Raw genomic sequence first — 20,815 nt, forward strand, 5'->3', positions numbered from 1 at the left:
GTCGTGCGCCCCGGTCACACCCGTTCGAAGACGGCGGCCAGGCCCTGGCCACCGCCGATGCACATGGTTTCGAGCAGGAAACGGCCCTCCGTGCGCTGCAGCTGCCGGGTGGCCGTTGCGAGGATCCGCGCGCCGGTGGCGCCCACCGGGTGGCCGAGGGAGATGCCGGAGCCGTTCACGTTGGTGCGGTCCCAGTCGGCGTCGGTGAAGTTCCATTCGCGCGAGACGGCGAGAACCTGCGCGGCGAAGGCCTCGTTGAGCTCGATCAGGTCGATGTCGGCGAGTACGAGCCCGGCGCGTTCAAGTGCCTTCGCGGTGGCGGGCACCGGGCCGAGGCCCATCCGCGACGGGTCGACGCCGGCCCGGGCCCACGACCGGAGACTCACGAGCGGTGTGAGTCCGAGTTCGGCGGCGCGCTCGGGCGTGGTCACGATGCAGGCGGCGGCCGCGTCGTTCTGCCCGCTGGCATTTCCGGCGGTGACAGTGGATGCCGCATCCGTGGTCAGCAGGATGGGGCGCAGGCCGGCGAGGGCCTCACGGCTGGTCGCGCGGGGGGTCTCGTCGGCCGAAACCACAACAGCGCCCTTGCGACCGGGCACGATGACCGGGACGATTTCGTCGAGGAAACGACCGTTTGCGACGGCGGCCAGCGCACGCTGCTGGGAGCGCACGGCGAGTTCGTCCTGTTCGACGCGGTCGATTCCGTAGTCGCGGCGCAGGTTCTCGGCAGTTTCGAGCATGCCGCCGGGAACCGGGAAACGCCGACCGCCGGCGGTCTCTCGGCCGCGGCCGAGTGCGTCGCGCAGCAGCATTCCGGCGGTGCCACCCACGCCCCAGCGGGAATCGACCGTGTAGAACGGGGCCTGGCTCATCACGTCGACGCCGCCGGCGATGGCGAGGTCGCTGGCGCCGGTCTGCACCTGCATGGCGGCGTCGAGGACGGCCTGCAGACCGGAGCCGCAGCGGCGGTCGACCTGCACGCCGCCCACAGTCACCGGCAGGCCCGCGTTGAGGGCAGCGACCCGGGCGACCGGTGCGGCCTCGGCGGACGGGTAGGCCTGGCCGAAGATGACGTCGTCGACGAGCGCGCCGTCGAGGTGGGTGCGTTCGAGCAGCGCGGCGATCACCGCCGCGGCGAGGTCGGCGGGCGCCACGGTCTTGAAAGCTCCGCCGAAACGACCGATGGGGGTGCGGAGCGGTTCGCAGATGACGACCTCGCGCAGCGCGGTCATCCGGCGACCATTTCGGTGAGCAAGGTGCGAATCGTGAGCGGCGGCCCTGGCACGAGCAGCGTCGCCTCGGTGGCGGCCTGGACCTCGGCCACGGTGACGCCCGGCGCGAGTTCGCGCAGCACGAGTCCGGCCGGGCTGACATCGATCACGGCGAGGTCGGTGATGATGCGGGTCGCGACGGCCTTGCCGGTGAGCGGCAGGTCGCAGGCCTTTTTGATCTTGAATTCTCCGGTCTTGGTCAGGTGTTCCATGACGACGAGCACCGTGTCGGCACCGTGCACGAGGTCCATCGCGCCGCCCATGCCCTTGATCATCTTGCCGGGCACGGCCCAGTTTGCGATGTCGCCGACGACAGACACCTGCATGGCGCCGAGCACGGCGACGTCGATCAGGCCGCCGCGGATCATGCCGAAGCTCTGTGCCGAGTCGAAGTAGGCGGCGCCGGGGTTGACGGTGACGGTTTCCTTCCCGGCGTTGATGAGTTTCGGGTCTTCCTCGCCCTCCCAGGGGTACGGGCCGACGCCGAGCACACCGTTTTCGGAGTGCAGAACCACGTGCACACCGTCCGGCAGAAAGTTGGGGATGAGTGTCGGCAGGCCGATACCGAGATTGACGTAGGAGTCGGGGGCAAGTTCCTGGGCGGCCCGGGCCGCCATCTCGTTGCGGGTGAGGGCCATCAGTTCGCTCCGGTCTCGTCCGGGGGTGAATGCGCCACGGCGGATGCCGACGGCCGTGGCCGCGTCGTCGTCTTCTCGATCGGCAGATCGGCGGCGTCCACCGCGCCGAGCTGCACGATGCGGTTCACATAAATCCCGGCGAGGTGCACCTGGTCGGGGTCGATCTCACCCGGTTCGACCAGTTCGTCGACCTCGGCAATGGTGATGCGACCGGCCATGCCGGCGACCGGGTTGAAGTTGCGGGCCGATTTCTCGAACACGAGGTTGCCGTGCCGGTCGCCCTTGGCCGCGCGCCCGAGGGTGTAGTCGGTGACGATGGCCTCTTCGAGCACGTACTCCTTCTCCCCGCCGCGCAGGGAGGAGAAGGTGCGGGTCTGCTTGGGCGGGGACGACACCGTCACCTCGCCATCCGGCCCGTAGCGCCAGGGCAGGCCCCACAGCTTCATGCCGAGCGAGTACTGTCCGTTGTCGTGCTTGGTCAGGCCGCCCCAACCAACCCACTCCGCGACCAGCCGGTGCGTGGTCGAAAGCGGCAGGCCGGCCCGCTGGGCGATGGCCGTCAGCGTCAGGGTGAGAGAGGTCGCCCCGGCGGGCGCGGTGAACGCGTCGAGAATGGCGAAGAGTCGGGCCGCGACGGAACGATTGTCGACGGCGACCGGGGCCGACAGCCCGTCCGCCGCCGTTGTGTGCGCTGGTTTTCCGCTCATACCCCGACACGCTAGCGCGATCCACCGACAACTTCCACTGGATGGAAGTCCAGGGTGCTGCCGGCACGCAGACTAGAGAAGCTCGATGTCCGGGCCGTCGTCCGCTGACAGAGATCCCTGCGCCGACGACGCCTCGATGTGGTCGGTGCGCGGGTTGGCCGTGTCGAAACGATCCCACTCGTTCATCAGGTGTTGCACGGCGACGTGGAAGCGCTCCGTCGCGACCCCGGGATTCGTGTCGCCGAAGTAGCGCTGCACCCAGACCGTGAGCCTGGCTTCCGCCGCATCGTCGTGGGTGAGCTCGTCCAGGACCGCAACGATATTCCCGGTCTGGCCGTCGAACAGCCACTCGCAGTCCGAGAGATAGCCGCTCGAGTCGATCTGCGCGCTCGGGTCTGCCGGGCGGGTCACCATCAGAGCCTTGCCCGTGGCAAGCCGGTCGTAGACCATGGCGGAGATGTCGACGATCGCGATATCCGCTGCCGACAATTGCCAGCCCAGTTCGGGGCCCGAATCGTAGATGTGTCCGGCGGACGCGTCTCGCTCGTTCGCGGCCGCGATGGCAGCAATGATCTGCTTGTTGGCCGCGCCGTATGCGCTGTCCACGACGCCGCTACGCGGGTGAGGACGGTAGATGACCCGGTGACGCCCGGAGGCGAGGAGAGCCGCGACGAGGTCGACACCGTGCGTGGCGATGGAGCCGTATGCGGCGGACGGGCGGTCCCCCTCCCAGGTCGGTGCGTACAACACGACCTGGCGCTCGTCGGGGGCGATGGCCGTGGTCCCGGAGTAGTGGTCGGCCTGCGGACGCCCGATCCTGATGGCCCGCTTGTCGAAGTCGTAGTCCCAGAGCACCTTGCCGAGACGGGCGAGGGCGGCCTCCCCCGCGACGAAGGCGTAGTCGTAGGCCTTGATCTGGTTGGTCACCATGTACATCTTGTCGCTCTCACCATGGTTGATGAAAACGTGCCAGCAGCGACCGTAACGCATCATCTGGAAGTTGCGTGAGTTCTGGTTGACGTAGAACACGATGCGGATATCCTGCTCGGCCAGCACACGCTCAAGGTCGGCGACCCGCCTCACGTAGGCCACCGGCACCGGGGATTCGTCGATCAGGGGAAGGGCTCCCGCTCCGTTGCGACTGAGCACGAGCACCGGCCAGGTCTCGGCGAGCTTCGCGAGGGGTTTGTACCACTGGCGCATCTGGTAGAGGTTGACCGGGCCGTCGGCGAAGTAGACGGCGATCTTGAAGTGCCGCCCCGGCAGCGGCTCCCGCGTGGCCAGGCGGCCGTTCAGCAGTCGCTGTGCCCTGCGGGACGCCGTGACGTCCTTGACCAGCTTGAATCCAAGCCTGACGTCTCGTTGTATACCCACGGGTCAAGAGTACCTTTCGATGCCGATTCGACGATGCCGCCTGGCCCCCGAACGGGACCGATAGCAGGCGGATCGTTAGACGACGGGAGGGCGCCCGGCCAGGGACATCCGCCATACCGTGCGTGCGCGGAGGGGGCGTCGCCCGCCCGGGGATGTGGCCCAGCCTTCGCGGAATCCACCCAGCCAGGCCCGGAGGGCGGTGGGGTTGCGGGCCCAGCGGACCAGTTGGATCAGCAGCCAGGACCCGGCGTACACGGGGATCAGGGGCGCCGGAAGATTGCGGCGGGCGAGCCACACGCGGTTGCGCGCGTTGAGGCGGTAGTAGTCGGCATGCCGGGTCGGCTGGATCACCGGGTGGTTCGCCACGAGGTTCCCGGCGTACCAGGCGCGGAAGCCCTGGTCCCAGACCCGCCACGCCAGTTCGATGCCCTCGTGCGCGTAGAAGTAGGGTTCCCCCCAGCCGCCCGTGGCGTCGAAGACGGCCCGAGGAAGGAGCACGGCGCCTTCCCAGACCGAGAAGACGTTGCTCGACGCGGTGGCCTCGCCCTTGCGAATGCGCGGAATCCACCGCCTCGGTGACGCGATCCCGGCGGGATCGACGACCCGGGGCTGCAGCAGGCCGATGGTGCGGTCTGCCCTCAGCATCCCGATGGCGTCGACCAGGAATAGGGGGTCGGGAATGCTCGCATCGTCGTCGAGGAAGAAGAGGTACTCCCCCGCGACCTGCGAAACCCCGCGATTGCGCCCCGCCGGAATGCCCAGGTTCGTGGGCAGCCCCAGAGCCTTGACTCCGGAGGGCAGCCCGGTCGGCTGCCATCCGTTGCCGACGCACACGATGTCGAGGCGAACGTCCTGCTGCAGGAGCAGGCTCCGGATGCCGCGCTCGAGATCGTCCGGCCGGGTGCCCTGGGTGAGCACCACCACTCCGACCGTCGGCAGGGTGGAGTCGACGGGCGAGGCGCTAGGACCGGACACGCTTGGACGCCATGATGGCCACGAAATGGCCCACCAGCGAAATGAAGGCCAGCGGGACCAGGGTGGCCAGCAGCACGCGGTCGACCACGGGCTCGCCGATGAGTGTGCCGATGACCGCGGAGGCGAATATCAGGATGGTGAGTTCGACCGAATGGTAGAGGCGGTGGAACGGCAGGAACCGGGCCAGCCTGCGGGCCTTGGCGATCAGGCTCGAGGTGGGGGTCTGCTCGTGTTTCCGGTCGGCGAGCTTGGTGAGTCCGGCGTTCGCGCGAGCCACATGCACCATGTCGTTGAGCGCCTTGTTCAGCACGATGATCAGCGCGAGAAGCAGTGCGAGGGTGGTCCACAGGAAGTCGGCCGGGGCCTCGAACGGGTAGAACGCGGCCCGGATGCCCAGGGCGATGGGGATGAGCGCCTCGGTCGTGTAGTGCCCGACCTTGTCCAGGAACACTCCGGCCGGTGAAGACTGCCGGCGCCAGCGGGCGACCTCCCCGTCGGAGCAGTCGACCAGCATCTGCAACTGGCCGAGGAGGAGCGCCAGCAGCGCGCCCCAGATGCCGGGGATGAGCAGTGCGGCAGCGGTGGACCAGCCGACCAGGATCATCAGCCCGGTGACGCCGTTCGCCGAGATGCTGGTCTTCAGCAGCATCCAGGTCAAATACGGGGAGATATCGCGCAGATAGAGCGATGCCGTCCAGTGCTCGGCATTCGCGCGCAACCTCACCTCGGGCGGCTGCGCCACCTCACGCAACTCCGCGATCGAGGAGGGTCGAGTCGCCGCTGGCGTCCCTGACGTCATAGTTGCCTCCCGGTGTGGGCCGTGATGTTGGTGGTGAGTTTCAGGTATCCGAGCAGGAATCCGATGCCCCAGCAGAAGTGAATGCACGGCAAGACTACGAGAAACCACAGCGCGGCACGAAACCCGTCCGGTCGCGTGACGGCAACCGTGGCCGCTGCGACGATGAGCAGGTAGGCGACGGGCACGAGCAATCCGAGGAGCAGCCACGGCGCCCCTCCGGTCAGGAGCTGCACCAGGCCACCCAGACCGGCGAGCAGGGCGAGCACGACGCCCAGCACCATCACGGGCGGGGCGAAGTAGCGGATGCCGTTGGATTCCGGGTACCGCCGGGCGAGCTCTCCACGCCACAGGCCGGTGGACACCATCTGCCGGGCCAGGCGGGACAGGCTCGGGCGCGGGCGGTAGACCACCCGGAGCCGGGGCGTGAACCAGACCGTGCCGCCCTGCTCCCGCAGGCGCCGGTTGAGCTCCCAGTCCTGACCCCGTTTGATGCCCTCGTCGAAGAGGCCGACGCGCACGATGCTGTCCATTCGGAAACAGCCCAGGTACACGGTTTCGGCGGGCCCTTCGGGGCCGCCGACGTGGAGCGGCGTTCCCCCAAGGCCGATCTTCGTGCCGTAGGCCCGTGCGACGGCCTTTTGGAACGGGCTCTCGCCCTGGGCGTCCATGACGCCGCCCACATTGTCGGCGCCGGTGCGCTCGAGCGTCTCGACGGCGATCCGGGCGTAGTCCGGGGGCAGGACTGAGTGGGCGTCCACGCGGATCACGACGGGATAGCTCGAGGCCCGGATGGCGATGTTGAGGCCGGCCGGGGTCGACCCGATTTCATTCGCCACGATCCGGATGCGCGGATCGACAGCGACCATTTCCTCGACCAGTTCGGTGGTGCCGTCGATGCTCGGACCGAGGGCTACGGTGACCTCGAACGGCCCCGTGTAGTCCTGGCGGAGGAGGCTGGTCACGGCGGCCCGAACGTGCGTCACATCGTTCAGCACCGGCATCACATAGGAAACCCCGAGCAGGGACGTGCCTCCGGCAGAGGGCTCCTGGCTGATCATATTTCCATTCTTCTGGAGGGATGTCCGAGCCTACCAGCCGTGCCTTTCCGGCCCGCATCGGGCCGATTCCCGCCCGTCCGGGTGCGCGTCAGACGCGGCGCGGGGCCCGGCGCGGGCGCGGCGCGGACAGCAAAAAGAGCTGCGCCGCCGGTGCATGACCGGCGGCGCAGCTCTTCGTTCGCTGGAAGGAGCGGGGGCTAGCTGGAGAGGGCACCCACCGTGACGGAGACGGTGACGGACTTGCCGTCACGCACGTAGGTCAGTTTGGCTTCGTCGCCAGCCGCGAGGGCGCGCACCTGGGCGGTGAGGTCGTTCGCGTCGGTGATGGGCACGCCGTTGAAGTTCGTGACGACGTCACCCTTCTGGAGGCCGGCCTTCTGCGCCGCCCCACCGGAGGACACCTCACTGATCAGGGCCCCCACGGTGTCGCTCTGGCCGGTTCCGGCCGCGCTGGTGACACTCGCGCCGAGCAGGCCGTGCGTGGCCGTGCCGTTCTTGATCAGTTCCTCGGACACGCGCTTGGCGAGGTTGGACGGGATCGAGAACCCGACTCCGATGTTGCCGGCGGCGGACGAGGACGATCCGCCCGCGTTGGCGATGGCCACGTTGATGCCGATGAGCTCGCCCTTGGCGTTGAGGAGGGCTCCACCGGAGTTGCCGGGGTTGATGGCGGCATCCGTCTGGATGACCGACAACGAGATGCTGCCGCTGGTGGTGGGCGCCTGCTCCTGGCTGCCGTTCTTGTCGGGCAGATCGAAGAAGAAGGGGCTCTGCTGGTCGTTGGGGGCGGTGTTGTCCTGCGTATCCGGTGCGGCCGAGGAGGCGATCGAGATGCTCCGGTTGAGCGCGCTGACGATTCCGTCGGTGACTGTGCCGGACAGGCCGAGCGGGGCTCCGATGGCGATGGTCGTGTCGCCGACGTTGAGCTTGCTGGAGTCGGCCCAGTCGATCGGAGTGAGGCCTTTCGCGTCGGTGAGCTTCACCACGGCGAGGTCGGAAACCGGGTCGGTGCCGACAATGGTGGCCGCGTAGAGCTTGCCGTCGTTGCCGGTGACCTGGAGGGTCGCGTCGGCGGCCGCGCCGTCGAGGGTGACGACGTGCGTGTTCGTGAGCACGTAGCCGTCCTGGGTCAGCACCACACCTGAACCGGTTCCCCCGGAGCTGCCGCTGCTCGCGTCGATGGTCACGACGCTGGGCGAGGCCTTGGCCGCGACCGCGGTGATCTGGTTGACGCTGTCGGTGTTGTTGACCACGACGCTCTGCGGGCCCGTGGCCTGGTCGGCCGGGATGCCGCTGCTCTGGTTGGTGAGCACGAACGCGGTGACTCCGGCGCCGGAGGCGCCGCCGAGGAGCGCGCCGATGGCGAGGGCGGCGATCAGGGCGATGCTGCCCTTGCTTCGCTGCTGGTCCTTCTGGGGAATCCCCCCGGCCTGCTGGTTCGGGTAGCCGTTTTCGTGGGCGTAGGTCTGCGGAGCCCCGTTCGGCGCGTAGTTCGGGGTGGAACCGGCCCCACCTGGCAGCGGACGCCCGAACGCATCGGTGGCGTAGGCGAGGGTGGGCTGGGCGACAGTCGCTGCGCCGGCAGGCGCGGCGGCTGGCCCTGCTGCGGCAGGCGCTGCGGCAGGCGCTGCGGCAGGCGCTGCGGCAGGCGTGGATGCGGGCTGGATGACCTCGGTCGACTGGTCATCGGCGGCTCGGCCCGGCGTCGAGGCCGGAACAGTGGGGCCGGCGGCGGGTTCTGCGGAGGACGAAGAAGTCGTGGAGGCATCCGTCGCCGACGTTGTTTCGCCGACGGAGTTCACTTCGAACGGAACTGAGCCATGCGGGTGATCGGGCGTCTTGCCGGGTTCCTGGGTGTTGTCGGTCATTGGGTGCTCCTTCCAAGCGATGTCAGCTTCGCTCCCGAACCTGAGCGAAAGGTATGTGGAGGCTGGGAGCATTCAATGATGAGGCCGTGACCTTGCCCTGCTTCTCGGCACCGCACGCGCTCAGCAGCCCGGTCCCGCGGGAGTGCGGCTGCATTCGCGATCGACGAGCACGGTTCTGGCGTCGCCGATTACCACGCTGATCGGGCTTCCCGCTACCGGGAGCGTCCCCTGCACCCCGCGCCAGTCTCGGCCGGCAAACCGGTACTCGGCGGAGTAGACAACAACCACGCTCACGGAGTGAACCCCGGATTTTCGGAATTCGTGACTGGTGGGCGTGTCGGAGAATTCGGGCTGGCCCAGGTCCGCCCAGGTGGCTCCACCGGAGGGCGAATCCAAGGTCGAGCCGTCACCGAAGTTCCAGCGGTAGCCGACCGGGGTGAAACGCACCTCGGCCGGAAAATCGAGCAGCAGTCCTGACCGACCGTGCACGGATGCCGCGGCGATGAAGTTCGCCGGAAGCCCGATCACGCTCCACCCGTCCGGCTCCATGCTCTGGGTGGGTTCCGCCGGCTTGAAGTTGACCAGGTCGCTGAATCGAACGACGAGGTTCGGATCGCAGGGAGCTCCCGGATCGCAGACAACCGTGAAACCGTCCCGCACGACGACCACAGAGGGGGAGGTCGGCGCTGCCCCCGGTTGGCCGCCGGGGCCTGTGCCGGGGCCTGTGCCGGGGCCTGTGCCGGATTCGGCGTCAGATCCGCTGTCTGATCCGGCGTCGCCGCCGGCTCCGTTCGCGCTGCCGGATTGATCTCCCCCGCCGCCGCTGTCATAACCGGCAGACAGGTCGACCCCGCCGTCGTTGATGGCGCCGGTTGCCGAAACATCACAACCACCACCAAACCTGTCGATGCTCGAACAGGCAATGGCTGGAAATATTCCAAGCGATGAGAATACGATTCCAAGTGCGAGGCCTATTGCAAACAGAAATCTCGTCCTGACCATACCTTTTCCTCACTGATCAGGAGCGCTGATGGGTTTGATGCCCGCGAGAGAAGAACAATCTGGAGTGGGATTCTGTTTGGTCGCACCGCCGGCGTGACGTCCGCGCCCGAAATGTCATGCAGCCGAACATTCGTTACATCTGAACAGAGGTAGACCTCAACGCGAGCCATCCCGGGACCGAGAGTCTCGTGGCCAACAAGCGACACCGTGTCGAAGCTCGCATTGCCCTGGCTGACTTGTCCTGATTCGTGGAATTTCTGGAATCCATTCTCAAGAGCTGGGTAGTAATCGACTGTTACGAAAGGCTCGATCCGCTCTGGATTAGTTCCTCCCGTTGCAGCGATCTCCGCCGTCATACTGTCATAGGCCGCATAGGCCTCCGTTGCCGCGGCGAGAGCGTCGGCGTCGGAGGCGAAGACGGGGGCATCCGTTGTGGCGGTTGCGGATGGTTTCGGGGTGGGCGTCGGCGCGCAACCGGCGAGCGCCGGGCCTCCGAGGAGCACCAGGGCGCTGAGGGTGAGCAGTGCGCGCGTCACGGTCCGCATGCGGCCACGTTAGGGCACCGAGCGCGTTCCCGCTCGAACTGTCCACAGGGAGCGCGGGGCATGTCGTAGCTTGTAGGGATGCAGGTGACTCGATGACGATTACCGGCGCCTGGCGGCGAACCGCCGACGGAGCGGGGCTGCTCGGCGCGGACGGTACCGTCGCGGCCAGTATCTTCGCGGAGATGAGCGCGCTCGCGATGCGCACGGGTGCGATCAACCTGGGCCAGGGGTTCCCCGACGAGGATGGCCCGCCCGAGGTACTCGAGGCGGCACGCCAGGCGATTTCCGACGGCGTCAACCAGTACCCGCCGGGAAGGGGACTGCCCGTGCTCCGCGAGGCCATCTCGCGCCACCAACAGCGCTTCTACGGCCTGTCGGCCGATCCGGAGACCGAGGTCCTCGTGACCGCGGGCGCCACCGAAGCCCTCGCCGCCACGATCCTCGCCCTGATCGAGCCCGGCGACGAGGTCGTCACCCTGGAGCCTTTCTATGACGCATACGGTGGCCTGATCGCCCTGGGCGGCGGCGTCCATCGCACCGTGCGGCTGCGCTCCCCCGAGTTCCAGCCCGACCTGGACGAGCTCCGCGCCGCGATCACCGACAAGACGCGACTGATCATCGTCAACAACCCGCACAACCCCACCGGAACCGTACTTCCTATCGAAACGCTGGCGCTCATCGTCGAGCTGGCGCACCGGCACGACGCGCTCATCGTGACCGACGAGGTCTACGAGCACCTCACGTTCGGGGTCGCGCACGTTCCGGTCGCGACACTGCCCGGAGCGAGCGAACGCACCATCACGATATCCTCCGGGGGTAAGACGTTCAACACGACCGGCTGGAAGATCGGCTGGCTGAGCGCACCGGCGCCTCTGGTGACCGCAATCCTCGCCGTGAAACAGTTCCTCACCTACGTCAACGGGGCGCCGTTCCAGCCGGCGATCGCGCGGGGCCTGGACCTGCCCGACAGCTTCTTCACCGGCATCGCCGCCGACCTCGAAGCCAAGCGGGACGTGCTCGAGGTCGGGCTGACGACCGCCGGCTTCACCGTCAGCCGCCCGCAGGGCTCGTATTTCATCGTGGCGGATGCCGCACCGCTCGGCTACCCGGACGGCGCCGAGTTCTGCCGGATCCTACCGGCGCTCGCCGGCGTCGTCGCGGTGCCGATCGCCGCCTTCTGTTCACCCGCGAACCGGGCAGATTACGCCTCCCTGGTGCGGTTCGCTTACTGCAAGAAGGTGGACGTGCTCGAGCGCGCGGCCGGCCGGCTGGCGGGCATCAGCAGCCGGTAGCGAACGGGTCGCGGGCAGATGCCTCGCCCGGCCCTTGCATAACTCCTGCAGATCGTGAGGGCGCAGCATCCGCCGCCCCGGGATTCCGGGGCTGGACGGCGAGCGTCTCAGAAATTGCAGGAGTTATGCGCGACTGGGCCGCGACAGTGGACCCGAATGTTGTGGCCGCGGGGACACCCCCCGGCCCATTGCCCGCCACCCCTCGTGGCCAACTCAGGAAAAACCCGAGCTCCGGGCACCCGTCGCCCCGCGTTTCCGGGGGCGTGCCCGGCATCCGACCCGAATCTCCTGAGTTAACCACCGCGGCGGCACGATTCACAACCGGGGAGGCCGGTGCCGGGAGGGGCAGGTGGCATAACTCCTGCAGATCGTGGGGGCGCAGCATCCGCCGCCCCGGGAATCCGGGGCTGGACGGCGAGCGTCTCAGAAATTGCAGGAGTTATGCACGATCAGACCCGGGGTGGGGGAAGCACCGGGCAGCACCGGGCAGCACCGGGCGGGGAAGCACCGGGCAGCACCGGGCGGGGAAGCACCGGGCGGGGAAGGCTAGTGCTGGAGGGCTAGTGATGGAGGGCCGGGTAGTCCGTGTAGCCGGCGGCGCCCGCACCGTAGAAGGTGAGCGGGTCCGGGGCGTTCAGGGGCAGGTCGTTCAGCCAACGCCGCACCAGATCCGGGTTGGCGATGACGGCGCGGCCGACGACGACGGCATCCGCCTGGTCATCCGCGATGACCGCCATGGCCTCCTCGCGGGTGGTGATTCCGCCGAAGCCGCTGTTGACGAGGAGCGGTCCGCCGAAGCGGGTGCGAAGTTCCCGCACCAGCTGGCCGGCCGGCTCCTTGTGCAGCACGCTCAGGTAGGCGAGGTTCAGCGGCGCGAGGCCGTCGACCAGTGCGCCGTAGGTGGCCAGGACATCCGCCGGGTCGGTTTCGAGGGCATCCTGGATGTTGTGCTCCGGGGACACGCGGATGCCCACCCGACCCGCTCCGATCGCTTCGGCAACCGCGGTGACGACCTCGATCACGAAGCGGACCCGGTTGGCCGGGGAGCCGCCGTAGACGTCGTCGCGCTGGTTCGAGGCCGGCGACAGGAATTCGTGCAGCAGGTAGCCGTTGGCGGAGTGGATCTCGACGCCGTCGAGGCCGGCGGCGATCGCGTTCCGGGAGGCCTGGACGAAGTCGGCGACCACGCCGGCGAGCTCGTCGGCGGTCAGGGCGTGCGGCACGGGATACGGGTGCTTGCCGTCGTAGGTGCGCGTCTCCCCCTCGATCGCGATCGCGCTGGGGGCGACGACCTCGCGGCCGCCGTTGGTGCCCTCATGGGTGACCCGCCCGGCGTGCATGACCTGGGCGACCAGGCGGCCGCCGGCGGAATGCACCGCGTCGGCCACGTTCTTCCAGCCCTCGATCTGCTCCGGGGTGACCAGGCCGGGCTGACCGGGGAAACCCTGGCCGGCATGGCTGGGGTAGGTGCCCTCGGTCACGATCAGGCCGAGGGTCGCGCGCTGCCGGTAGTGCTCCACGACGAGCGGGCCGGGCACGCCCTCGATGCCCGAACGCACCCGGGTCAGGGGCGCCATGACGAGGCGGTTGGGCAGTTCCAGGTCACCGAGGGTGAGCGGGGAGAAAAGATTCACGTGAATAGCTCTTTCTGTCGGACAAGTGCCGTCGGGCGGCGCGTGCGCGGCCGTGGACATCGGGAAGCAGGTTCCCTCTTCGCGCAACGGCACGCACCGACGGGGTATTCCGGCGAGGACGGATGGTCTGTCAATACACAGCCTCGGATCGGGCCAGCCCACGGCGGGAGAGCGCCCAATCCGCCGGCCCGGTCCGCACCGAACCACCGTCATGAGCCTCCTGGAGCGGTCCGCGCCGACATCCACCGCACCTGCCCGGCACAGCCCGGACGGATACTTCCCGTTCCCCCTCAGCCGGGACGCACGCGCATTCGGGCTGACGACGAGCGCGATGCGGCTGGGATCGGGAACGGTGTCGGTCAGGCACGGACGCCGCACCGACAGCGACACGGCCACCATCCTGCTGCACGGCGCGGCGGGTTCCTGGACCACCTGGACGCCGCTCCTGGCCGCAGCGGATTCGGCGAATCCGGCACATCCTGCGAGCGCCGCTCTGACGGACCTGATCATCCCCGACCTGCCCGGCTGGGGCGACTCAGCACTGCCGGCCGGCGTGTCCGCCACCGGTAAGTCCGCCACCATCGAGTCGGCCGCGGCCGCGGTCGCCGAGGTCGCTCGGGCGCTCGGCTACCGGTCCTGGACCGTGATCGGCCACTCCCTGGGTGGATTCGTCGCCCTCGAACTCGCGGCGAGCGAGCCACGCTCGACGAGTTTTGTCGGCCTGGTCTCCCCGGCGTCCTTCTCCGTCATCGACACCGTTCGGCATCCGGTGAGCTCGGCCGCGGTGCTGCCCGGATTCGGAGCGCTGCTCCCGGTCATGCGCGGGCTCGCCCGGCTCGGCCGGGCCGGGTCAGATCCGGTCGGCGCTCTGCACCGCCGGGGCCTGCTCCGCCCGCTCGCGGCGCCCCTGTTCCGTCACCCGGGGCGTGTGCCCGAGAGCGTCATCGACGCCCTCGCGACGGAACTGCGCCCGAACGCCTTCGCGGCGGCATCCGCTCGGGCCGGCCGCTACGACGCCTCGATCTGGTCCCGGATCGAGTGCCCCGTGCGCGCCAGCCAGGGTGACGCCGATGTGTTCGTGGGTGAGACGGATGCCGACCGGCTGCGGGCCGTCATCCGTGACTTCAGCCTCTGCACGGAGCCCGACACCGGCCATTTCGGGCACATGGAGCGTCCGTTCCAGACCCTTGCCCACGTGTTCACCTCGCACCGCGACTGATGGGAGCGCGACTGAACCGAGCGCGACTGAACCGTTCTCGTTCAGGCGTGTTCTCGAAGAGACTTCTCGACCGCCGCCAGCCGGGCGTCGATGGAGTCCAGCCGGTCCAGGACCTGCCGGTTGAGGGCCGCGTTCTCGAGCCCGGCCGTGCCCTCCTCACCACCATGCTTGTTCTTGAGATAAATCGCGTACATGGCCACGGTGATCCCGCCGATTATCGCAATCAGCGGGATGGAGTAGACCCAGTTGAACGTGTCCATTGCGTTTTCCGCCTTCCCTGACTCGGTGCAGATCACTGCCGGTCAGGACGGTACGACGGACCAGCGCGCCTGTCCCTGGCATTGTGCGGCGAAACGGGCAGAAGGAACATGTCCCACCGGAGTCGAGGACGGCCCCCGTTTCGACCCCACCGGCAATTCTCTTGTCAAGAGGAGGCAAAGCGGCCAAACTGAAGTCACTACCCGGGGCTGCGAAACGGATCCTTCACGCTCCAGGGTCCGGGGCAAGCGCAACCGATTGAGAGCGAAATCCATGGGCTCCTTGACGTATGACAGAGTCACGGTCGAATTCGACGACCGGATTTTGGCGCATCTCCAAATCGTGATCGTGCAGAAGCTCCGCCGCGGTGAGAGCTTCCTGCTCTCCTGGCGGAACGCCGCCGAGGCGGGAGACGGGCGAAGCTCCGCGTGGCTGCACCCCGCCATCCCCCTGTATTTCAAGTTCTCGGGTGGCCAGCCGCCCAGCATCAACCCGCTCTGGCTCGCCCAGCTCACCCGGTCAGCGAACAGCTCGCAGGGACTCGTCGCCACCGGCGAGGAGAGGGCCATGGCCGACCCGGAGCGACCAGACCGCCCCGAACGCACCCACCGCCCGGATCAGAAATTCACCGTGCGGGCCGCTCCGGCCTCCCAGGACACGATCGCCACCGAAAGCTAACGCGGCACCACCGCGAAGCGGCGCAGCTCGACCGCGGGGTTGAGGGCGCGAACGGCCCGAACCCGCCCCGGCGCCGCCCAGGCGACCGCGACATCCGTCGTCTCGCCGATCGTGACCAGTTCCACTCCCATGGGATCCACGACCATGCTGTTGCCGGCCCCCACCGGCGGCGCGTGGTCGGCCGCAGCCACGTAGACCGTGTTTTCCAGGGCGCGCGCGGTGACCAGGGTGCGCCAGTGCGCCTCCTTGAGCGGCCCCCGCACCCACTCGGCCGGCACCAGCACCAGGTCGGCCCCGGCGTCCACCAGGCGCCGGGTGACCTCAGGGAAACGGATGTCGTAACACGTCTGCAGTCCCGCGCGGAGCCCGCCCACGTCGAAGGTTTCGGGCTCCTCCACCGTGCCGGGCAGCACCCAGCGCGATTCCTGGTCGCCGAACGCATCGTAGAGGTGGAGCTTGCGGTACTTAGCGACCAGGGCACCGGCCGGATCCAGGGCCACGATGGTGTTGGAGAAACGACTGGTGTCGGTGGTCGATTCCAGCATCCCGGCCACGACATGAATGCCGAGCTCCCGGGCGATCCCGGCCAGTTGCATCACGAACGGCCCGTCCAGCGGCTGGGCTGCCGCCACGAACGAGGGCCCCATGACGGGTTCGAAGAACGCGGAGTATTCGGGGAACACGATCAGGCGGGCACCGCGGGCGACCGCCGTCCTCGCCAGCTCACGCATCGCGGCGACGTTGATGCCCGAGTCGGGGCCGGGGGCGAACTGGGCGACGGCCACACCGAAAGCCGCACCGCTCGACACGTCAGGATCGATCATGGCGCCAGCCTAGCGGTCAGGCTCCGCCGCATCACGTCTGTCCGGGGGTCTGCACAGTCGGGGAGTCTGCACAGTCGGGGAGTCGGCACAGTCTGGGAGTCAGCACAGACCGGCGTGCCCCGACTGGTGAGGTCGAAAAAGCTGGCCTAACGTGAACGCGTGTCCTTCCTGTCTGTTGTCCCCCGGCTGCTTCGCCCAAACCAATCAGCCCTGGCACTGCGGCGAACCCGGAGTCCTTGGCTGAGATACGGCTTGCCCGCGCTGCTCGGGACGCTCGGTTTCCTCGTGCCCTTCGCCGGATCCTGGCGACCTTCGTACTGGGGTGACGAAGCGGCCAGCGTGATGTCGGCCGAGCGATCGATCCCGAAACTGGTGGCGATGCTGGGCAACGTCGACGCCGTGCACGGCGCCTACTACCTGGGCCTGCATTTCTGGATCGAGCTGTTCGGGGCATCCGAGCTGTCCACCCGGCTACCCAGCGCCATCGCCGTCGGCGTTGCGACCGCCGGAACCTTCGTTCTGGCGCGTCGCCTCGTCTCCACCTCGGTCGCGACGGTTTCGGCTCTGGTCTTCCTGATGCTCCCCCGCGTGACGAACATGGGTGCCGAGGCCCGATCCGCGGCCATCGCCACGGCCGTTGTGGTCTGGCTGGCGGTCCTGCTGCTGCACATCCTGCGCACGAGCAGAACCAGCACCACGGCCACGCGCATCGGGCTGTGGGCCGGCTACTCCGCGCTGCTCGCCCTGGGGATCTACCTGTTCCTCTACGTCCTGCTCCTGATCCCGGTGTTCGCCCTCTTCGTCTGGCTGTGGACGCCCTGGCGGCCGGACCGCCGGGCGCGCATCAGGTCCTGGGCGCTGGCCAGCACCGCCGGCGTCGCCCTGGCCACCCCCGTGATCATCGAGGCGCTGAACCAGCGGGAGCAGATCGCCTTCATCGGCCGCCGGCCGCCGACCTCGGTGCTGACGGCGGCGGTGAACCAGTGGTTCGGCAATCCGTCGCTGGCGATCGCCGCGTGGGCTCTGGTCCTGCTGGCGGTCGTTCTGGTGTACGCCGGTCGCGGGCGGCTGGCCGCCACTGCGCAAGACCGCGCCGCCCTCTCGGTGGCCCTGGCCTGGATGCTCGTTCCGAGCGCCACCCTGCTCATCGGCACGCAACTGATCTCCCCGATGTACTCGATGCGCTACCTGTCGATCTGCACGCCGGCCGTCGCGATCGCCGTGGGTCTCGGCATCGCACGGCTCCGGCCCTTCTGGGCTCAGACCGGGGTGCTGATGCTGATCGCACTGCTCATGGCGCCGACCTATGTCGCCCAGCGCGGCCCGTTCGGCAAGAACGAGGGCAGCGACTGGCGCCAGGCCGCCGCCGTCGTGCAGGCGGGCGCCCTGCCCGGAGACGCGGTCGTGTTCGACGAGAGCGTGCGGCCCTCCCGCAAGCCCCGCCTGGCCCTGCACCTCTACCCCGCAGCCTTCCAGGGCCTGCGCGACATCACCCTGTCCCGCCCGTTCGACGCGACTCCGGGGCTCTGGGACCTGACGGTGCCGCTGGACTGGGTCACCGAAAGACTCACCGGCACCGACCGGGTCTGGGTGCTGCAGTACCTGGGCAGCGGCCAGAACACGTCGGGGACCGACATCCGCACCCTGCAGAGTCTTGGCTTCACGGTCATGGCGACCACGACCGTCAACCGCACCCTCATCATCGAACTGGCAAGGTAGCAACATGCCCCACACCCTGGTCGTCATCCCGACCTACAACGAACGCGACAACATCCTCTCGATCGTCGGCCGCGTTCGAGCGAGCGTTCCCGACGCGGACGTGCTCGTCGTCGACGATGCGTCGCCGGACGGGACCGGACAGCTGGCCGATTCCCTGGCCGTCGGCGACATCCAGGTGCACGTGTTGCACCGATCCAGCAAGGACGGTCTGGGCGCCGCGTATCTGGAGGCTTTCACCTGGGGGCTGTCCCGCGGCTATGACCAGCTGGTGCAGCTCGACGCGGACGGATCGCACCTGCCCGAACAACTGCCCGCACTGCTTGAGGCCGCGAAGTCGGCCGACGTGGTGATGGGCTCCCGCTGGATTCCCGGCGGGAAGGTTCAGAACTGGCCCTGGCACCGGCGGCTGCTGTCCCGCGGAGGGTCCGTCTATTCGCGGATCCTGCTGCGGCTGAAGCAGAGTGACGTGACCGGCGGATATCGCGTCTACAGCGCCCGCGCACTCGAACGGATGAAGCTCTCGAGCGTGGAGAGCCTGGGGTACTGCTTCCAGATCGACATGCTGTTGCACGCCGTCCGGGCCCGGTTGAAGGTGACGGAGGTTCCCATCACTTTTGTCGAACGCACTCTCGGCGCATCGAAAATGAGCGGCCCTATCGTGATCGAAGCGATGTTCCGGGTCACCATCTGGGGTTTCACCGGCAAGAGCGCCGGGCACCTTACGGCTCCGGCGACGTCCGCCCCGCACCTCGGCGGCGGCCCCACTGGGTAAAGGTTGTGAGTTCTGGTCAGGATGACTATAAGATGGTCCCACCAGTTAGAGTCAGATTGACTTTTACTGAGGGGAAGACGCGATGACCGGACAGCTTCAGGCGGCACTTGCCGTGTCAACGGTCATCTTCACGCTCAGGCCGGATCCCGCGTCCGACCTTTCGACGCTGTGGCTTCCTCTGGTGCGTCGCACCCGCGAGCCGCACCTCGGCCAGTGGGCACTGCCCGGCGGGGACCTTCCGGCCGACGAGGAACTGGCCGCCGCCGCCGCCCGAACCCTGCGCGAGACCACGGGACTGACTCCCAAGTACCTGGAGCAGCTGTACACCTTCGGCGACCCGGGTCGCTCCCCCGGAGGCCGGGTCGTCTCGGTCGTCTATTGGGCGCTGGTGGAGACCGGCGAGGCCGCCCTTGCGGTCGTGGACGAGAACGTGCAGTGGTTCCCGGCCGACCGGCTCCCGCCCCTCGCGTTCGACCACAACCGCATCGTGGAATATGCCCTCTGGCGCCTCCGCACCAAAGTCGAGTACTCCCGGATCGCGCACGCCTTCCTCGGCGAGACCTTCACCCTGGCGCAGCTGCGCGATGTGCACGAAGCCGTGCTGCAGAAGGCCCTCGACCCGGCCAACTTCCGCCGCACCATCGAGTCGTCCGGCACCGTCGTCGACACCGGCCAGCGTGTGGCGGGAGTGCCGCACCGCCCGCCGCGGCTCTACCGCTACAACGATTCCGTCAACGCGACCGACCTGGGGCCGTTCGGGCCCGCGATCGGCTGAACCGTGACCCCTGCCGAGTTTTGTTTTTCCGAGTACCGCTTTTCTGAACACCGAGGAGTAACAGCATGACCATTGCATCGGTTGACCGCACCATCCGGCTCATCAAAACGGGGGCGGCCGCCGGCAGCACCTGCAGCCCCGACCTCGCCGCCGGCCCGTGGGAGTTCGATTCCGGAACGCCGGGCTACGGTCCGGGGTCATCCATGGGTGACGTGCTTCCGACCGGGTCACCGCGCCAGGGTGCCCTGCCGGAGCGGTACCGACTCGCGACGACCGAGGAACTGGGCGAGCGCATCCGTGCCGCCAAGGAGACGCTCGGCGACCGGGTCGTCGTGCTCGGGCACTTCTATCAGCGGGACGAGGTGCTCCAGCACGCCGACTTCGTGGGCGACTCCTTCCAGCTGGCCCAGGCCACGAAGAGCCGGCCGGACGCCGAGGCGATCATCTTCTGCGGCGTTCACTTCATGGCGGAGACCGCCGACCTGCTCTCCACGCCCGATCAGGCCGTCATCCTGCCCAACCTCGCCGCCGGCTGCTCGATGGCCGACATGGCCGACATCGACTCCGTCACGGACTGCTGGGAACAGCTCGAGGACCTGTACGGCACCGAGCCGGATGCCGACGGCCGGGTGCCGGTGATCCCGGTCACCTACATGAATTCCTCCGCCGCGCTCAAGGCCTTCTGCGGTGAGCACGGCGGCATCGTCTGCACCTCCTCCAACGCGGAGACCGTGCTGGAGTGGGCGTTCGCGCGAGGCCGCCGCGTCTTGTTCTTCCCCGACCAGCACCTCGGCCGGAACACCGCCAAAGCGATGGGCATCCCTCTCGAGCACATGCCGATGTGGAATCCGCGCAAGCCCCTCGGCGGCAGCACCGCCGACGAACTGGGCGACGCGGAGGTCATCCTGTGGCACGGTTTCTGCAGCGTGCACAAACGCTTCACGGTTGACCAGATCACCGCCGCACGGCTGGAGCACCCCGACGTGCGCGTGATCGTGCATCCGGAGTGCCCGATGGCCGTCGTCGACGCAGCGGACGAATACGGCTCCACCGACTACATCAAGAAGGCCATCGAGGCCGCCCCGGCCGGCTCGACCTTCGCCATCGGCACCGAGATCAACCTGGTGCAGCGCCTGGCCGCAGAGCACCCCGAGCACACGATCTTCTGCCTCGACCCGGTGATCTGCCCCTGCTCCACGATGTACCGCATCCACTCCGGCTACCTCGCCTGGGTGCTCGAGGCTCTCGTCGGCACCGCGGAGCAGCCGGCGGAGGTGGTCAACCGCATCACGGTCGACCAGAAGGTCGCCGGCCACGCCCGTGTGGCACTCGAACGGATGCTCGCGGCCAGGCCGCCCGCCGCTCTCCCCGCCGGCTCGACCAGCTCCACCGGCACAGGCGCCTGAC

20 protein-coding genes are annotated in these 20,815 nt (G+C 68.4%); 7 read left to right on the plus strand and 13 right to left on the minus strand.

Features of this window, described 5'->3' with window-relative positions; genetic code table 11:
• Positions 1-14 precede the first annotated feature (14 nt).
• From E3T42_RS06710 to E3T42_RS16885, 10 genes are all read right to left on the minus strand, one after another.
• Positions 15-1,232, minus strand: a complete 1,218-nt coding sequence (locus tag E3T42_RS06710; RefSeq protein WP_174776681.1) for an acetyl-CoA C-acetyltransferase — start codon at positions 1,230-1,232, stop codon at positions 15-17.
• Positions 1,229-1,909, minus strand: coding sequence for a 3-oxoacid CoA-transferase subunit B (locus tag E3T42_RS06715; RefSeq protein WP_134366025.1), 681 nt, complete (start codon positions 1,907-1,909; stop codon positions 1,229-1,231). The genes E3T42_RS06710 and E3T42_RS06715 overlap by 4 nt, the downstream gene beginning before the upstream one ends.
• Positions 1,909-2,616, minus strand: a complete 708-nt coding sequence (locus E3T42_RS06720; protein WP_134366026.1) for a CoA-transferase — start codon at positions 2,614-2,616, stop codon at positions 1,909-1,911. Before E3T42_RS06720 ends, E3T42_RS06715 begins: the two co-directional genes overlap by 1 nt.
• 72 nt (positions 2,617-2,688) lie before the next feature.
• On the minus strand, positions 2,689-3,990 hold the full coding sequence (locus E3T42_RS06725; RefSeq protein ID WP_174776150.1) for a hypothetical protein: 1,302 nt from the start codon (positions 3,988-3,990) through the stop codon (positions 2,689-2,691).
• A gap of 75 nt (positions 3,991-4,065) precedes the next feature.
• Positions 4,066-4,965 carry a glycosyltransferase family 2 protein gene (locus E3T42_RS06730; RefSeq protein WP_134366027.1) on the minus strand — a complete coding sequence of 300 codons (900 nt, stop codon included), beginning with the start codon at positions 4,963-4,965 and terminating at the stop codon, positions 4,066-4,068.
• On the minus strand, positions 4,952-5,764 hold the full coding sequence (locus E3T42_RS06735) for a CDP-alcohol phosphatidyltransferase family protein (RefSeq protein ID WP_134366028.1): 813 nt from the start codon (positions 5,762-5,764) through the stop codon (positions 4,952-4,954). Before E3T42_RS06735 ends, E3T42_RS06730 begins: the two co-directional genes overlap by 14 nt.
• The gene (locus tag E3T42_RS06740; protein WP_241975894.1) at positions 5,761-6,822 is read right to left on the minus strand and encodes a glycosyltransferase family 2 protein; all 1,062 of its coding nucleotides are present in this window, start codon (positions 6,820-6,822) and stop codon (positions 5,761-5,763) included. The genes E3T42_RS06735 and E3T42_RS06740 overlap by 4 nt, the downstream gene beginning before the upstream one ends.
• Before the next feature lie 197 nt (positions 6,823-7,019).
• Entirely contained in the window at positions 7,020-8,690 is a 1,671-nt protein-coding gene (locus tag E3T42_RS06745; RefSeq protein WP_134402696.1) for a S1C family serine protease, read from the minus strand.
• Between the two features lie 120 nt (positions 8,691-8,810).
• Complete coding sequence (locus tag E3T42_RS06750; protein WP_134366030.1) at positions 8,811-9,359, minus strand: hypothetical protein; 549 nt, start codon at positions 9,357-9,359, stop codon at positions 8,811-8,813.
• Between the two features lie 302 nt (positions 9,360-9,661).
• Positions 9,662-10,237 (minus strand): hypothetical protein, encoded by a 576-nt coding sequence (locus tag E3T42_RS16885; protein WP_174776149.1) that lies wholly within the window; start codon positions 10,235-10,237, stop codon positions 9,662-9,664.
• Between the two features lie 92 nt (positions 10,238-10,329).
• On the opposite strand from E3T42_RS16885, the gene E3T42_RS06760 reads away from it, so the two are divergent.
• On the plus strand, positions 10,330-11,529 hold the full coding sequence (locus tag E3T42_RS06760; RefSeq protein WP_134366031.1) for a pyridoxal phosphate-dependent aminotransferase: 1,200 nt from the start codon (positions 10,330-10,332) through the stop codon (positions 11,527-11,529).
• Between the two features lie 560 nt (positions 11,530-12,089).
• Here the strand turns inward: E3T42_RS06760 and E3T42_RS06765 are convergent.
• Entirely contained in the window at positions 12,090-13,163 is a 1,074-nt protein-coding gene (locus E3T42_RS06765; protein ID WP_134366032.1) for an alkene reductase, read from the minus strand.
• A 211-nt stretch (positions 13,164-13,374) separates the two neighbouring features.
• Between E3T42_RS06765 and E3T42_RS06770 the strand changes: the two genes are divergently transcribed.
• A complete protein-coding gene (locus E3T42_RS06770; protein ID WP_134366033.1) occupies positions 13,375-14,382 on the plus strand; it encodes an alpha/beta fold hydrolase in 1,008 nt (335 codons plus the stop codon).
• Positions 14,383-14,423: 41 nt separating this feature from the next.
• Here E3T42_RS06770 and E3T42_RS06775 read toward each other — a convergent pair whose 3' ends face one another.
• Positions 14,424-14,642: a hypothetical protein gene (locus E3T42_RS06775; protein ID WP_134366034.1), complete on the minus strand. Its 219-nt coding sequence runs from the start codon at positions 14,640-14,642 to the stop codon at positions 14,424-14,426.
• A 271-nt stretch (positions 14,643-14,913) separates the two neighbouring features.
• On the opposite strand from E3T42_RS06775, the gene E3T42_RS06780 reads away from it, so the two are divergent.
• Positions 14,914-15,318, plus strand: a complete 405-nt coding sequence (locus E3T42_RS06780; RefSeq protein WP_241975895.1) for an ATP-dependent DNA ligase — start codon at positions 14,914-14,916, stop codon at positions 15,316-15,318.
• On the opposite strand, the gene E3T42_RS06785 is transcribed toward E3T42_RS06780, so the two are convergent.
• Positions 15,315-16,142 carry a carbon-nitrogen hydrolase family protein gene (locus E3T42_RS06785; RefSeq protein ID WP_134366035.1) on the minus strand — a complete coding sequence of 276 codons (828 nt, stop codon included), beginning with the start codon at positions 16,140-16,142 and terminating at the stop codon, positions 15,315-15,317. The two genes, E3T42_RS06780 and E3T42_RS06785, sit on opposite strands and share 4 nt — an antisense overlap.
• A 252-nt stretch (positions 16,143-16,394) precedes the next feature.
• On the opposite strand from E3T42_RS06785, the gene E3T42_RS06790 reads away from it, so the two are divergent.
• The 4 genes from E3T42_RS06790 to nadA all read left to right on the plus strand — a co-directional run bounded on the left by E3T42_RS06790 (position 16,395) and on the right by nadA (position 20,814).
• The gene (locus tag E3T42_RS06790; RefSeq protein ID WP_134366036.1) at positions 16,395-17,861 is read left to right on the plus strand and encodes a glycosyltransferase family 39 protein; all 1,467 of its coding nucleotides are present in this window, start codon (positions 16,395-16,397) and stop codon (positions 17,859-17,861) included.
• Positions 17,862-17,865: 4 nt separating this feature from the next.
• Positions 17,866-18,633 (plus strand): polyprenol monophosphomannose synthase, encoded by a 768-nt coding sequence (locus E3T42_RS06795; RefSeq protein ID WP_134366037.1) that lies wholly within the window; start codon positions 17,866-17,868, stop codon positions 18,631-18,633.
• 82 nt (positions 18,634-18,715) lie between these two features.
• Complete coding sequence (locus E3T42_RS06800; protein WP_134402697.1) at positions 18,716-19,408, plus strand: NUDIX domain-containing protein; 693 nt, start codon at positions 18,716-18,718, stop codon at positions 19,406-19,408.
• A 65-nt stretch (positions 19,409-19,473) separates the two neighbouring features.
• A complete protein-coding gene (nadA, locus tag E3T42_RS06805; protein WP_134366039.1) occupies positions 19,474-20,814 on the plus strand; it encodes a quinolinate synthase NadA in 1,341 nt (446 codons plus the stop codon).
• Position 20,815: the final 1 nt, after the last annotated feature.

Origin of the sequence: Cryobacterium sp. TMT4-10, from assembly GCF_004403275.1 — a bacterium.
Classification (GTDB): domain Bacteria; phylum Actinomycetota; class Actinomycetes; order Actinomycetales; family Microbacteriaceae; genus Cryobacterium; species Cryobacterium shii.